This is a genomic window from uncultured Sphingomonas sp. (assembly GCF_964250165.1).
Classification (GTDB): Bacteria; Pseudomonadota; Alphaproteobacteria; order Sphingomonadales; family Sphingomonadaceae; genus Sphingomonas.
Genome location: NZ_CAXUEK010000073.1, coordinates 1 through 13,433 on the forward strand (window position 1 = coordinate 1; position 13,433 = coordinate 13,433).

Here is a 13,433-nt window from a genome sequence, read left to right on the forward strand (position 1 = left end):
CGGTCTTCTCGACCGGGCTCCACATCACCGGCTTGGCGCCGCGATAGAGCTGGCCCGTCTCGGCGAACTTGAGCAACTCGCCGACGATGGCGGCCTCGGCATCGTAGTTCATCGTCAGATACGGGTCGGCCCAGTCACCTATCACCCCCAGCCGCTCGAACTGCGCGCGCTGCACGCCCACCCAATGGGCGGCATAGGCGCGGCACTCGGCGCGGAACTGGTCGACGGGCGCCTGGTCCTTGTCGAGCTTCTTCGCGCGATACTGCTCCTCGACCTTCCACTCGATCGGCAGGCCGTGGCAGTCCCAGCCGGGCACATAAGGCGCGTCCTTGCCGAGCAGGGTCTGGCTGCGGACGATGATGTCCTTCAGCACCTTGTTCATGGCGTGGCCCATATGGATGTTGCCGTTCGCATAAGGCGGGCCGTCATGCAGGATGAACCGCTCGCGCCCGGCCCGCTGCTCGCGCAGGCGGTCGTACAGCCCGATCCGCGCCCACCGCGCCAGGATCGCCGGCTCCTTCTGCGCGAGGCCGGCCTTCATCGGGAAGTCGGTCTGCGGGAGGAAGACGGTGTCGCGGTAGTCGGGGGTGCTGGGGGCGTCGGCCATGGGTGCGGGCGCGTGTAGCGGTAGTTTCATCCAACGTCACCCCGCCGCTCCTCCCCGGGACGGGGAGGATCAGGCGGCCAATACCGCCCGCGCCCTCTCACAATCGCGCTCCATCTGCGCCTGCAGCGCCGCCAGCCCGTCGAACTTCGCCTCGGGGCGCAAATAGTCGACCAGCTCGACCTCGATCGTCTGCCCGTAGAGATCGCCCGCGAAGTCGAAGAAATAGGGTTCCAGCAGCTCCTTGGGCGGCTCGAACGTCGGCCGCACGCCCAGGTTCGCGGCGCCGTCCAGCACCGTCCCGTCCGCCAGCCGCCCGCGCACCGCGTAGATGCCGTAGGCGGGGCGCAGATACGGCCCCAGCTCGATGTTCGCGGTCGGGTAGCCGATCGTGCGGCCGAGCTTGTCACCGTGCCGGACGATACCCTCGATCGCATAGGGCCGCGTCAGCAGCCGCGCCGCCTCGCGCGCGTCGCCCGCCTGGAGGGCGGCGCGGATGCGGCTCGACGACACCGGCGCGCCGTCCAGCGTCACCGGCCCGACCGTCTCCGCCGCGAAGCCGTGCGCGCGCCCGAGCGCCGCCAGCACGCCGACATTGCCGCCCTTCGCCTTGCCAAAGGTGAAGTCCTCGCCCGTCACCACGCCCGCGGCGCGCAGCCCCGCGACCAGCCGCTCGGCGACGAACCGCTCCGCCGTCAGCCCGGCGAGCGCGCCATCGAAGCCGAACACCACCATCGCGTCCGCGCCCGCGGCGGCGAACAGCCGCTCGCGCTGGTGGAGCGTGGTGAGCCGGAAGGGCGGCGTGTCGGGCCGGAAGTGCCGCACCGGATGCGGATCGAACGTCGCGACCAGCGCCGGCCGGCGCTCGGCCCGCGCCCGCGCCACCGCGCGCCCGACCACCGCCTGGTGCCCCAGGTGGAACCCGTCGAAATTGCCCAGCGCGACGATCCCGCCGGCGAGGTCGGGCGGAACGGTCGAGCCGCCGTCCAGCCGCTCCATGCGGGGATTATAGGGGTGCCGAGCAGGACGCGCCACCCGGTCCTCCCCGGACGGGGAGGGGGACCAAGGCGCGAAGCGGCTTGGTGGAGGGGGTTCAATCCCGGGGGCATGGCGCGAGACGGAGCCCCTCCACCCCTCGGCTATGCCGAGCGGTCCCCGTCCCCGTCCCGGGGAGGAATGAGCGTCACGAAGCTGTAGGCCGGCGCGCCGGCCGCCATGGGAAAATCCTCCCGCGCCACCTCGCGCCAGCCCGCAAATGGCGGCACCACCGCGTCGCCATCGGGCGCGCCATGCACCTCGGTCAGCTCGATGCGGTCCGCGCGATCGAGGAACAGCGCGAACACCTCCGCGCCACCGATCACCGTTACCTGGCCCGGCCCGGCGAGCGCGAGCGCCTCGTCCGGCGTGCGCACCGGCTCCGCGCCCGCCACCCGCCAGTCGGGCGAGCGCGTCAGCACGATGTGCCGCCGCCCGGACAACGGCGCCGGGAAACTCTCGAACGTCTTGCGGCCCATCACCATCGGCTTGCCCACAGTCAACGCGCGGAACCGCTTGAGGTCTGCCGGGATATGCCAGGGCAGCTGGCCGCCCCGTCCGATCACGCCGTTCGCGGCGCGCGCCAACACGAACGTGACCGTCACGCCTTACGGTGCTCCTTCAGCCACTGCTTGGGATCCTTGTCGACCGGCTCGACACCTTGGAGGTGCTGCGCCTCGAACGCGGCGAAGCGCACGCCGAGCGCATGCCGCTCCTCCAGCGAGGCGTGGCGGCGGAAGTCGGTGAGGCCCTGCCGCTCCTCCTCCGCCATATGATCCCCGTTCGCCTTGTTGCACTTGCCGACCGCATCGAACCAGGCGTCGGAGCCGACCTGCTCCTTCGCCACCGCGGCCGCCGTGTCGCGGATGTCGTTATGATCCTCGATCGCGTCCTCGGTTTCGTCCTCGGCGTCCTTCGCATCGTTGGCGCCCTCGCCGACCTGCATCAGGCGCGGGTAGAACAATCGCTCCTCCGCCTCGGCATGCGCGTCGAGCAGCGCGCGCAGGCGGTTCCAGACGGCGCCCAGCGCGGGCGTGTCGGAAGGGTCGATCTCGTCGATCAGCGCGAACAGCTGCCGCTGCTGGGCGTGCTCGTCGAGGATGAGCTGGGTGATGTCCATGCGCGCTTGAACCGGAACGCCGGGCTGATGTTCCTCCTGCGAAACGATCTCAGACCGCGACCGGCGCCTTGATGTGCGCCTGCGGCGCATAGTCGTGAAGCAGGAAGTCCTCCGGCTCGTAGGCGTCGATCGCCGGCGCCTTGCGCACGATCTCCAGGCGCGGCAGCGGCCCCGGCGTGCGCCCGAGCTGGAGCCGCGCCTGCTCCAGATGGTTGAGGTAGAGGTGGCAATCGCCGCCCGTCCAGATGAGCTCCCCCGGCCCCAGCCCCGCCTGCTCGGCGAGCATGTGCGTCAGCAGCGCATAGGAGGCGATGTTGAAGGGCACCCCCAGGAAGATGTCCGCCGAACGCTGGTAGAGCTGGAGCGACAACCGCCCGCTGGCGACATGGCACTGGAACAGGCAATGGCACGGCGCCAGCGCCATCGCGTGCAGATCGCCGGGGTTCCAGGCGGAGACGATCATGCGCCGCGATTGCGGCTCGGTGCGCAGTTGCCCGACGAGGCCGGCAATCTGGTCGATGTGCCGGCCGTCCGCCGCCGCCCAGTTGCGCCACTGCTTGCCGTAGACGGGGCCGAGTTCGCCGTCCGCGTCGGCCCATTCGTCCCAGATGCTCACCCCCTGCTCCTGCAGCCAGCGGACATTGGTGTCGCCGCGCAGGAACCAGAGCAGCTCGACGATGATCGACTTGAGGTGCAGCCGCTTGGTGGTCAGCGCGGGGAAGCCGTCGCGCAGGTCGAACCGCATCTGGTGCCCGAACACGGACAGCGTGCCGGTGCCCGTCCGGTCGGCCTGCCGCGTGCCGGTGGTCAGCACGCGTTCCATGAGATCCAGATACTGGCGCATGGCGACAGGCTAGGCGAACAGGAGCGAGTCGCCAATCACTTCCCTCCCTGCAGGGGGAGGGTGCCCAGCGTAGCGACGGCGGCAGAGGGGCAGGGCGGCGCGCTCCGCCGCAGCCCCTCTCCCGACCTCGCCTGCGGCTCGGCCATCCTCTCCCCTCAGGGAGAGGGAAGCTACGCCCGGCACGCCTTGATCGCCGCCGGCTCCGGCCGAGGACCCGCAGCCCTGAACGTGGCGAGATAGCCGCCCGCCGACGGCATGTCCTGCACCGCCACCTCGGCATAGCCGACCGCCGCCAGCTCGCACCGGAGCAGCGCGGGGGGCGTGCCGTGCGCCTCCGTCGGCCGGTCCGCATCGACGATCACCACCAGCCCGTCCGGCTTCAGCGACGGCCGCAGCCGCCACAGGAACTCATAGGGCTGCGCGATCTCGTGATACATGTGGACCATCAGCACGCGGTCGAAGCTCGCGGGCGGCAGCCGCGGGTCGGCGGGCGCGCCGAGGCGGACGCTGACATTGTCCAGCCGCTCGCGCGCGACGCGCTGCGCGAGCTGGTCGCGCACCCAGGCGACGATGTCCTCCGCCAGCACGCGCCCGTCCTTGCCCACCCGGCTCGCCAGGCGGATGGTGTAATAGCCCTCGCCCGCGCCGATGTCGGCGACCGTCATGCCCGTCGCGATACCGGCGCGGTCCATCACCGCGCGCGCCTCGTTGGCCTTGTCGCGCGCCTCCTCGGTGGACCAGCGCGGTGAGACGATGCTCGCGACCGGCCGGTCGGGCGCGGGGAACGGGCCGGGCTCCTTGGGATGATGGCGGATGAGCGGCTGCGACCCGTCGCACGCGGCGAGGAGCACCAGCGCCAGCAACGCAGCCCGTCCGATCACTCCACATCCTCCACTTGCGTCACTTCGCCCGTCACCCGCTGCGACAGCGCTGCCGCCATGAACGGATCGAGATCGCCGTCGAGCACGTCGCCCGGGGCGGTCGAGGTCACGCCGGTGCGCAGGTCCTTCACCAGCTGATAGGGCTGGAGCACGTAGCTGCGGATCTGGTGTCCCCAGCCAATGTCGGTCTTGGCGGCGTTGGTGGCGTTCGCCGCCGCCTCGCGCTCCGCCAGCTCGCGCTCGTACAGCCGCGCGCGCAGCTGGTTGAACGCCTCCGCCTTGTTCTTGTGCTGCGAACGCTGGTTCTGGCACTGCACGACGATGCCGGTCGGCAGGTGGGTGATGCGCACCGCCGAATCGGTGGTGTTGATGTGCTGCCCGCCCGCGCCACTCGCGCGATAGGTGTCGATGCGCAGGTCGGCATCGTTGACCTCGACAGCGATGTTGTCGTCGATCACCGGATAGACCCACACGCTCGAAAAGCTGGTGTGCCGCCGCGCCGAGCTGTCGTACGGGCTGATCCGCACCAGCCGGTGGACGCCGCTCTCGGTCTTGGCATAGCCATAGGCGTTCTCGCCCTTGAGCAGCAGCGTCGCCGACTTGATCCCCGCCTGCTCGCCGGCATGATGATCGATCAGCTCCACCTTCATGCCGCGCCGCTCGGCCCAGCGCGTGTACATGCGCTGGAGCATCTCGGCCCAGTCCTGGCTCTCGGTGCCGCCGGCACCGGCGTTGATCTCGACATAGCTGTCGTTGGCATCCGCCTCGCCGGCCAGCAGCGCCTTGACCTTGTCGGCATCCGCGCGGGTGGCGAGCGCGGCGAGGCTGCCGACCGCGTCCGCTTCCAGCTCGTCGTCCCCTTCCGCCTCGGCGAGCTCGATCAGCTCGACGGTGTCGGCCAGCTCGCGCTCGATCGCGCGGGCGGCGCCGATCGCCTCGTCCAGCCGCCGGCGCTCGCGCATCACCTCCTGGGCGGCGCGGGCGTCGTTCCACAGCGCCGGGTCTTCGACGCGCGCGTTGAGCTCGTCGAGCCGGCGGAGCGCACGATCCCAATCCAGGAAGCGGCGCAGCAGCGCCAACGCGGCATTGATCGTGTCGATATGAGCCTGCGCTTCGGCGCGCATGAAAATCTCCAGCAGGCGGGAAGGTGCCTGACGATATGGGGTCGGGCTAGTAGATTCCGCCCTGGCGTTGCAAGAAGTCGCTGTCCGATGGCTGCCGCGGCTTCTCGGCGCCCGGCGTGGGCGCGGCGGCCGGCCCGGTCTCGGCCGAGCGGCGCGCGGCGCGGCGCGGCTCGCTTTCCGGCTTGAACGCCTCCCAGATCACCGGCGAGAGCGGATCGTTGCCCGGCCAGGTTCCGAACACCGGCCGCCCGCTCGCGCGGTCGATGCGGACCATGCGGATGCCCGCCGGCGCGCGGAACGGCAGCTTGTCCAGCCCCTCATAGGCCTTGGCCGCGAACTCCTTGAAGATCGGCGCCGCGAAGGTGCCGCCCTCGACGCCGCCCAGGCTGCGGGGGTGATCGTAGCCAATATAGAGCCCGCCGATGAACTGCGGCGTGCCGCCGACGAACCAGACGTTGGTCGGGCCGGTGGTCGTCCCCGTCTTGCCGAACATCGGCCGGTTAAGGTCGCGCAGCACCGTCGCGGTGCCGCGCTGGATCACGCCTTCGGTGATGTGGACCATCTGGTAGGCGGTCATCGCGTCGATCGCCTGGCGGGTGCGCGACGGCGGCCGCGGCATCGCCGCGCCATTCCAGTCGGGCGCGTTGCAGCCGTCGCATGGCCGCCACTGCTCGGGCCAGATCACCTTGCCATGCCGGTCCTGCACGAAGTCGATCAGCGTCGGGCTGTGCATCCGCCCCTGGTTCGCCAGCGTCGCATAGGCGTTGACCATCCGCAGCACCGTCGTCTCGCCCGCGCCGAGCGCGAAGGCGAGATAGTTGGGATAGTCCCCCACCCCCATCCGCTTCATCACCGAGGTCACATGCGGCATGCCGATCGTGGCGGCGGCGCGCACCGTCATCAGGTTACGCGACTGCTCGATGCCCCAGCGCATCGTGTGCGGCCCCGCCGCGCGCATGTTATTGAAGTTTCGGAAGCATTTCTGCCCGAGATGTGCGCCCTGATAGACGCAGAACGGCCCGTCGACGATGATGGAGGCGGGCGTCATGCCGTTCTCCAACGCCGCCGAATAGACGATGGGCTTGATCGTCGAGCCCGGCTGGCGCAGCGCCTGGGTGGCGCGGTTGAACGCCTGGACGTGCGCGTCGAAGCCGCCCTGCATGGCCAGCACGCGGCCGGTGCCCGGCTCCTCCACCACGAACCCGCCCGACACCCGCGGCACCGCCCGCAACGCGAAGGCGTCGCCGCCGAGCGGCGCGACGGCGAGGATGTCGCCCGGCCGGATCGCGTTGAAGGCGCTGCCACCCTGCCCCACCACCGGCATCCCGGCGGCGGACGCGGGCAGCGTCCCCTCCGCGCCGCTCGCGAAGCCCAGCCGCCAGGCGCCGCCCGCCTGGTCGATCGCGATCGCTGCGCGCCAGTCCTTGTAGTCGATCCCGATATTGCTCGCGACCAGCACCGAGCGCCAGTCGTCGCCGTCGATCTCCACATGCGCCAGCGGGCCCGACCAGCCGCGCCCGGCGGCGTAGCGGAGGAGGCCGTTGCGCAGCGCCTCCTGCGCCAGGTCCTGCAGCCGCCCGTCGAGCGAGGTGCGCACCCACAGCCCGCCGGCATAGACGCTGTACGGCCCGTCGCGCGGCGTCTCGCCGAAGCGGCCGATCAGCTGGCGGCGAACCTCCTCGGTGAAATAGCTGCCCGCGCGCTCGTTGCGCGGCGCGTGCCGCGGCGCGGTGCCCAGCGGCTCGGCATCGGCGGCGGCGAACTGCGCGGGCGTGATGTAGCCGTTCGCCCGCATCTCGCTCAGCACATAATGCCGCCGCTCCAGCGCCTTGTCGGCATGGCGCACCGGATCGTAATTGCTCGGCCCCTTGGGCAGGATCGCCAGATACGCCAGCTGCGCGAGATCGAGCTCGGCCGGCTCCCTGTCGAAATAGGCGTGCGCCGCCGCCTCGACGCCGAAGGCGTTGCGGCCGAGCGCGATCTGGTTGAGATACAGCTCCAGGATCTGCTGCTTGGTCAGCGTGTCCTCGATCCGATAGGCCAGGATCGCCTCGCGCACCTTGCGGGCGTAGCTGCGCTCGTTGCCGACCAGCAGGTTCTTGGCGACCTGCTGCGTGATCGTCGACGCGCCGCGCGGCCGCTTGTGGCTGGTCAGGTTCTCGATCATCGCCGCGACGATGCCAGGATAATCGACGCCGTGGTGCGAGAAGAAGGTCTTGTCCTCGGCCGACAGGAAGGCGTCGATCAGGAGCGGCGGGAACTCGTCGAACGACAGCTCGACGCGCCGCTCGCGCGCATAGGACTGGATCGGCTCGCCGGCGGTATCGCGGATGTTGGTCGGCAGCGGCGGCTCATAGGTGCGCAGCTGGTCGACCGAGGGCAGGCCGCGCGCGAAGAACAGCCAGCCCAGCCCCGCCACCGCCAGCACCGCCACGCCGGCGAGCAGCGCCAGCCAGGCGAGCGCCCGCCACCAGCGCGCACGGGGACGGGGAAGGGAGAACGCCATACGAGGCCGCAGGCGTTAGCAGGTCGCGCGACACTTGCCAGCACCCGCGGGGCGGATGTCCGTCCGAGGGCGGAACGCAGCTCCGCCCAGTAGCGGACGTTCGCGTTGCTAGCTAAGGAAGAGAGATGAGCGAGTGGCGAACAGGATTTGCCGCACCGAGCGCTATCTTTCCAGGCGCAGCAATATCGCTTGAATGCACCCGCTACTTCGATGGCGACGCTCTGGTGGAAACAGCTTGGGCGGTGAACGTCCTGAACTCGGACCGAAGTTGGGTGGCGCACCCCAACGCCGACCACGTTCAGTCCAACGTGGATTCACTGGTCGCTATGTTAGCCCCGTTTTGCAACGGTGAGACGAGATGGACGGCTGATCGCGACGGCCGAACCATGTCCTTCTTCGACATGATCCTCTCGACATGGCCCGACGAGACGAACGGCGGCTAACCAACCAGAAGTGGATAGGAAGGCTTTCCGGTTCTGCCCGGCACGCCTCGTCGAAACGCGCCCGCCGCTACGTCCAGATCCGCTTGGCCTTGCCCAGCCACGCCACCCGCTGCGCCAGGTGCAGCCGCGCCGTGCCGTTGACCAGGAAGGTGACGGTACTCGCGTCGTCGGCGTCGGCGGGGGTGTTGATGCCGCGCGCCTGCCAATAAGCCGCCGCCGCATGCGCCGCGGGGCCGGGCTCGCCCAGCTGCTCGGGCTCCTGCTCCAGCGGCAGGCCGACGATCGCGCCGACCCGCCGGTAATTGGCGCGGCCGGTGATCTGCAGGAACCCGCGCCCGCGAAATCGGTAGCCGTCGCCCGAAGCGATGTCGCCATTGCCGTTCTTGTGCGCGTAGATGGTGTTGCCGATCGCCGTCGGCCCGGCCGCGATCAGCCGGCGCGCATGGTCGACGCCCTGGACGTTGCTGAAGATCGCGTCGAGGCGCGCGGGATCGCGATAGGCGGTGCTCTCCACCAGCGAGCGGAAGCCGCCGGTCTCCTCGGCCACCTGCGCCAGGAAGTGGCAGACGCGCAGATGCCTGGACAGGTCCGCCTCGCCGCACGCCTGGTCCAGCACGGTCGCGAACAGCGCCGCGCGCTCCCGCGCCAGATCGGGGTTGAGGCGGCGAAGCTGATCGGTAGCGATCATGTCACCGCTCCCGCAACGCCCGGCGCAACGTGCAGCGTGCCGTCGCGCTCGATCGGCCGGCCCAGATCATCCTCCAGCAGCCGCTCGTCGGCGCGGCCGGGATCGGCGAAGACGTCGGTGTCGAGACCGCGGTCGACCGGCACGGGTTTCGCGGCCGCGCCGCCGGCCTCGGGCATGACCACCACCGCGGGACCCGGCGTCGCCTTGTCCTGCGGGTCCTGCGACGCCTCGTCCTTGCTCTTCTCGGTCGGCTTCACGGTGGCGCGGATCACCATCAGCCGATTGAGCACGTCGAACCAGAAGGGCGCACCCAGGCTGACCGCCAGCGCGGTCACCAGGAAGCCCGCGACGATCTCGATCCAGCCCAGCACGACGGTGGCCCCGCACCCGCCAGGGCAGGTGACCGGCGCCAGCAGCGCCCGTTGCGCCCCCGCCTCCCAGCCCATCGGCAGCCCGAGCCCCTGGATGCGATCGATCGGCCGGTCGATCTTGGCGGGATCGTCCAGCTTCGCGGCCTGCTCGGCGATGGCGCGGCGCGCGGTCGAATCGGTGGCCAGCCGATTGCCGATGGTGAGCGTGTTGATGTTGAGCAGCACCGCGCCGACCAGCCCGACCGCGAAGATCAGCCGCTGCGTGCGCCGCTTGTAGACGCCCGAGATGCGGTCGGTCGCGTTGGCGAACCACGCTTCCAGATAGTCGCGCGCCTTGTCGATGTCGCCCGCGGCCGCATCCGCCGCCCCGATCAGCGCGCCGCGCAGCTGGGCGTTGGGGATGCGTTCGGCGGCGAGCCGCAGCCGTTCGGCCGCCGGCGCGAGCGCGGGCAGCCGCGCGGTCTCGCTCTGGGGAGCGAACGCGCCCGCCAGCGCCTGATCGACCATCGCCTGCGCGAAGCTGCGCGCCGGGATGTACGACGGCAGCTGCCGCTTGGCGATCGCCGTCGCGAGGTCGCCGCGCATCAGGCCGCTGACGAGCGAATGGCTGTAGATTACCCGCGCCAGGTCTTCTGCCCCCCGCGCGCCGTTCGCCGTCGGCGTGGCAGGCGTGAACAGGAGATCCTTGATGCCTTCGAACAGCAGGCGACCGCGCGTCTTGACGACGGTCTCGACCGTTTCGTTCACCGCGGTCATCACCAGGCTCAACATCAGGAAGATGAAGGCCAGCCCGATCGCGACTTCGAGCGCATCCGATAAGATCATGCCGCCCCCGCCGCACTGCCGCTAATCCAACGCTACGCCGGCCCCGACCGGAGTCAATGCCGGCCCGACAAGTGCTTGAGAAGCGGCTTACTCCGCCGCCATCCGGCGCGCGAAATACACTTGCGCGGCGCGGGTGACGCCTTCGGCAATTCTCTCCCGACCGGCATCGCTGTCGAGGAAGCGCGCATCCTCCGGATTGGAGATGTAGCCCGTCTCGAACAGCACGCTCGGCATGTCGGGCGCCTTCAGCACCATCAGCGAGGCCATGCGGTGGAACACCGGCTTGACCGGGATGAGCGGCTTCGCCTCGCGGCCCAGCAGCCGCGCGAAGCCGGCCGACTGGTTCATCGTCTCGCGCTGGGTCAGATCGATCAGGATCGAGCGGACGTCCGCGCCCGCGCCGCCCAGGTCGACGCCATCGATGATGTCCGCCTTGTTCTCCCGCAGCGCGAGCCGCGCCGCTTCCTTGTCCGAAGCGACCTCCGACAGCGTGTAGACCGACGCCCCCGTCGCATCCCCCTGCCCGACGCTGTCGCAATGGATCGAGATGAACAGGTCGGCATGCAGCCGCCGGGCGATGCCGAAGCGCTCGCGCAGCACCAGGTAGCGATCGTCCTCCCGCGTCAGCGCGACGCGCACGCGTCCGCTCGCGACCAGCGCGTCGCGGATCGCGTAGGCGATCTTCAGGGTCACGTCCTTTTCGCGCAGGCCGGTGACGGCGTTGATCGCGCCCGGATCGACCCCGCCATGCCCCGCGTCGATCACCACCAGGGGGCGCCCCGGCTCGCCCTCGACGCGCGGCAGCGGTCCGGCGCGCGCCGATGGCGGCACCGCCTGCGCCACCTTGTAGCGCGGCCGACCGCCGAAGCTGAGCGGGAAATAGCTCGACCAGCCCGCTTCGGCCGCTGCCGCAAAGGTCGCCTCCGATGCCGGCTGCAGCTTCAGCTCGAGCGCGCGGCCGCCCTCGCTGAAGCCGGCGTCCCCCACCACCGTCGGCGCGGCAAGATCAAACGCGATCCGCGCGCCGTCGTCGCGCCGCGACTGGCTGATCCGCCTGACGGGTCCCGCGGCGCGACCACCCTCGCCGGGCAGCGCGCCGCGCACCTGCACCAGGATCTGGCGTGTCCCCGCCGCGACCAGACTGGCGGCATCGGCGATCGGCGCGTCGAAGCGGATGACGATGCGGTCGTCGGCGACGCGTACGCTTTCGACCGCCGCCGCCGCCGCTGCCGCCGGCGCGACGGTCGGCCAGCCGAGCAGCAATGCGATCGCCATTTCGATCCATCGACGGCGGCGCATCCCCCCGATGCGCGTCCGGTCTCCACTCATCTCACCCCCCTCGTCAGCGCCGGTCCCGGTCGCGGGCGGCCCTTCAACCGGGCGGCACGGCGCCCGCTGCCCGCTCTCCGCTAGCGACGGATGGTTAACGGCCCGTTAGCACCTCCAGGCTAACGGCGGAGAGGCAGGCGGCCGCCCGTTGCGGTTCCGTGACGGCGATGCTACCTGCGTTACAGCGCCCGTGCGCCGCGTCATTGCAGACCGGCGTGCCCGCTTCTCCAGGCCGTCCAAGAACGCGGCCAGCCAGGTTGTATGCCCGCATGACGCATTCTCCCCGTCCGCTCCCCCGCCCGGCCCCGGCCGGCGGGCGCGCGGGCGTGACGGACACGCCGGGACGTTTTCCCCGGCAGGCGCGGCGGGCCGACACGCTATCCGAAACCCGCGGCCCCGGCATGATCCAGGCCGCCCACCCACAACGCGCGCGTCCCCGGCCAGAGAGGCGGCGCTGCGCGTGGAGATACATCAATGACCACCCGCATGCTGATCGACGCGCGCCACCGGGAAGAGACCCGCGTGGCGGTCGTCAAGGGAAACCGGATCGAGGAGTTTGATTTCGAGAGTGCCGAGCGCAAGCAGCTCAAAGGCAATATCTATCTAGCCAAGGTCACCCGCGTCGAGCCGTCGCTCCAGGCGGCGTTCATCGACTATGGCGGCAACCGCCACGGCTTCCTCGCCTTTTCCGAAATCCATCCCGACTATTACCAGATCCCCAAGGAGGATCGCGACGCGCTGCTGCGCGAGGAGGCCGAGCACGCCGCCGAGGAGGCGGCGCTGCGCGCGGAGCAGGACGCCGACGATCTTGACGACCACGACGATGACGACTCGGACGCCGACGACGATCGGGACGATCTCGGGTCGGCGGGGGGCGACGAGCTCGACGCGACCGACGAGAATATGGCGGATGAGGAGGGCACCTCCAAGAAGCCGCGCGGCAGCTCCAGAACCGGGGGTGACGATCAGGTCGAGGCGCTGCGCCAGCGCCGCATGAACCTGCGCCGGCGCTACAAGATCCAGGACGTGATCCATCGCCGCCAGGTGCTGCTGGTCCAGGTCGTCAAGGAGGAGCGCGGCAACAAGGGCGCGGCGCTCACCACCTATCTGTCGCTCGCCGGCCGCTATTGCGTGCTGATGCCCAACACGTCGCATGGCGGCGGCATCAGCCGGAAGATCTCCAACGCCGCCGACCGCAAGCGGCTGAAGTCGATCATGGCCGATCTGGCGCTGCCACCCTCGATGGGCTGCATCGTCCGCACCGCGGGACTCCAGCGCACCCGCACCGAGATCAAGCGCGACTTCGACTATCTCGCCCGGCTGTGGGACGAGGTGCGCGAACGCACGCTCCACTCATCGGCCCCGGCGCTGATCTATGGCGACAGCGACCTCATCAAGCGCGCCATCCGCGACATCTACAACCGCGAGATCGACGAGGTGATCGTCGAGGGCGAGGAAGGTTATCGCCACGCGCGCGAGTTCATGCGCCTGCTGATGCCGAGCCATGCCCGGAAGGTGAAGCAGTACGCCGACGCGGTGCCGCTCTACCAGCGCGCGCATGTCGAGGACCAGCTGGCGGCGATGTACAACCCGCTCGTCCAGCTGAAATCGGGCGGCTATCTGGTCATCAACCCGACCGAGGCGCTGGTCTCGATCGACATCA

Annotated in this window: 13 protein-coding genes; 2 read left to right on the forward strand and 11 right to left on the reverse strand. The window is 70.2% G+C overall.

The window, feature by feature from the left end; translation table 11 throughout:
• The 8 genes from ACFE64_RS12795 to ACFE64_RS12830 all read right to left on the reverse strand — a co-directional run.
• The coding region (locus ACFE64_RS12795) for a class I tRNA ligase family protein (RefSeq protein WP_375392848.1) at window positions 1-607 on the reverse strand (607 nt) is incomplete at its 3' end.
• Window positions 608-676: 69 nt separating this feature from the next.
• Window positions 677-1,603 (reverse strand): bifunctional riboflavin kinase/FAD synthetase, encoded by a 927-nt coding sequence (locus ACFE64_RS12800; protein WP_375392849.1) that lies wholly within the window; start codon window positions 1,601-1,603, stop codon window positions 677-679.
• Window positions 1,604-1,743: 140 nt separating this feature from the next.
• Window positions 1,744-2,244, reverse strand: coding sequence for a dihydrofolate reductase (locus tag ACFE64_RS12805; RefSeq protein WP_375392850.1), 501 nt, complete (start codon window positions 2,242-2,244; stop codon window positions 1,744-1,746).
• A complete protein-coding gene (locus ACFE64_RS12810; protein WP_375392851.1) occupies window positions 2,241-2,759 on the reverse strand; it encodes a hemerythrin domain-containing protein in 519 nt (172 codons plus the stop codon). Before ACFE64_RS12810 ends, ACFE64_RS12805 begins: the two co-directional genes overlap by 4 nt.
• A 49-nt stretch (window positions 2,760-2,808) precedes the next feature.
• Window positions 2,809-3,603, reverse strand: coding sequence for a thymidylate synthase (locus ACFE64_RS12815; RefSeq protein WP_375392852.1), 795 nt, complete (start codon window positions 3,601-3,603; stop codon window positions 2,809-2,811).
• 170 nt (window positions 3,604-3,773) lie between these two features.
• Window positions 3,774-4,484, reverse strand: a complete 711-nt coding sequence (locus ACFE64_RS12820; RefSeq protein ID WP_375392853.1) for a class I SAM-dependent methyltransferase — start codon at window positions 4,482-4,484, stop codon at window positions 3,774-3,776.
• Window positions 4,481-5,608 carry a peptide chain release factor 2 gene (prfB, locus tag ACFE64_RS12825; protein WP_375392854.1) on the reverse strand — a complete coding sequence of 376 codons (1,128 nt, stop codon included), beginning with the start codon at window positions 5,606-5,608 and terminating at the stop codon, window positions 4,481-4,483. Before prfB ends, ACFE64_RS12820 begins: the two co-directional genes overlap by 4 nt.
• A gap of 46 nt (window positions 5,609-5,654) precedes the next feature.
• Window positions 5,655-8,114: a penicillin-binding protein 1A gene (locus ACFE64_RS12830; protein ID WP_375392855.1), complete on the reverse strand. Its 2,460-nt coding sequence runs from the start codon at window positions 8,112-8,114 to the stop codon at window positions 5,655-5,657.
• A 125-nt stretch (window positions 8,115-8,239) separates the two neighbouring features.
• Between ACFE64_RS12830 and ACFE64_RS12835 the strand changes: the two genes are divergently transcribed.
• Window positions 8,240-8,557 (forward strand): hypothetical protein, encoded by a 318-nt coding sequence (locus ACFE64_RS12835; RefSeq protein WP_375392856.1) that lies wholly within the window; start codon window positions 8,240-8,242, stop codon window positions 8,555-8,557.
• 67 nt (window positions 8,558-8,624) lie between these two features.
• Here the strand turns inward: ACFE64_RS12835 and ACFE64_RS12840 are convergent, their stop codons facing one another.
• From ACFE64_RS12840 to ACFE64_RS12850, 3 genes are all read right to left on the reverse strand, one after another.
• Window positions 8,625-9,245: a glycoside hydrolase family 19 protein gene (locus ACFE64_RS12840; RefSeq protein ID WP_375392857.1), complete on the reverse strand. Its 621-nt coding sequence runs from the start codon at window positions 9,243-9,245 to the stop codon at window positions 8,625-8,627.
• Window positions 9,242-10,441 (reverse strand): hypothetical protein, encoded by a 1,200-nt coding sequence (locus tag ACFE64_RS12845; RefSeq protein ID WP_375392858.1) that lies wholly within the window; start codon window positions 10,439-10,441, stop codon window positions 9,242-9,244. The genes ACFE64_RS12840 and ACFE64_RS12845 overlap by 4 nt, the downstream gene beginning before the upstream one ends.
• Window positions 10,442-10,528: 87 nt before the next feature.
• Window positions 10,529-11,716, reverse strand: coding sequence for an N-acetylmuramoyl-L-alanine amidase (locus ACFE64_RS12850; RefSeq protein WP_375392859.1), 1,188 nt, complete (start codon window positions 11,714-11,716; stop codon window positions 10,529-10,531).
• Between the two features lie 540 nt (window positions 11,717-12,256).
• Between ACFE64_RS12850 and ACFE64_RS12855 the strand changes: the two genes are divergently transcribed.
• The coding region (locus ACFE64_RS12855) for an Rne/Rng family ribonuclease (protein WP_375392860.1) at window positions 12,257-13,433 on the forward strand (1,177 nt) is incomplete at its 3' end.

Excerpts from the sequence above, each read along its gene's own strand:
- ACFE64_RS12800 (WP_375392849.1), bottom strand. The coding sequence starts at position 1,603 with ATGGAGCGGCTGGACGGCGGCTCGACCGTTCCGCCCGACCTCGCCGGC.
- ACFE64_RS12810 (WP_375392851.1), bottom strand. The coding sequence starts at position 2,759 with ATGGACATCACCCAGCTCATCCTCGACGAGCACGCCCAGCAGCGGCAG.
- ACFE64_RS12815 (WP_375392852.1), bottom strand. The coding sequence starts at position 3,603 with ATGCGCCAGTATCTGGATCTCATGGAACGCGTGCTGACCACCGGCACG.
- prfB (WP_375392854.1), bottom strand. The coding sequence starts at position 5,608 with ATGCGCGCCGAAGCGCAGGCTCATATCGACACGATCAATGCCGCGTTG.
- ACFE64_RS12830 (WP_375392855.1), bottom strand. The coding sequence starts at position 8,114 with ATGGCGTTCTCCCTTCCCCGTCCCCGTGCGCGCTGGTGGCGGGCGCTC.
- ACFE64_RS12835 (WP_375392856.1), top strand. The coding sequence starts at position 8,240 with ATGAGCGAGTGGCGAACAGGATTTGCCGCACCGAGCGCTATCTTTCCA.
- ACFE64_RS12840 (WP_375392857.1), bottom strand. The coding sequence starts at position 9,245 with ATGATCGCTACCGATCAGCTTCGCCGCCTCAACCCCGATCTGGCGCGG.
- ACFE64_RS12845 (WP_375392858.1), bottom strand. The coding sequence starts at position 10,441 with ATGATCTTATCGGATGCGCTCGAAGTCGCGATCGGGCTGGCCTTCATC.
- ACFE64_RS12850 (WP_375392859.1), bottom strand. The coding sequence starts at position 11,716 with ATGGCGATCGCATTGCTGCTCGGCTGGCCGACCGTCGCGCCGGCGGCA.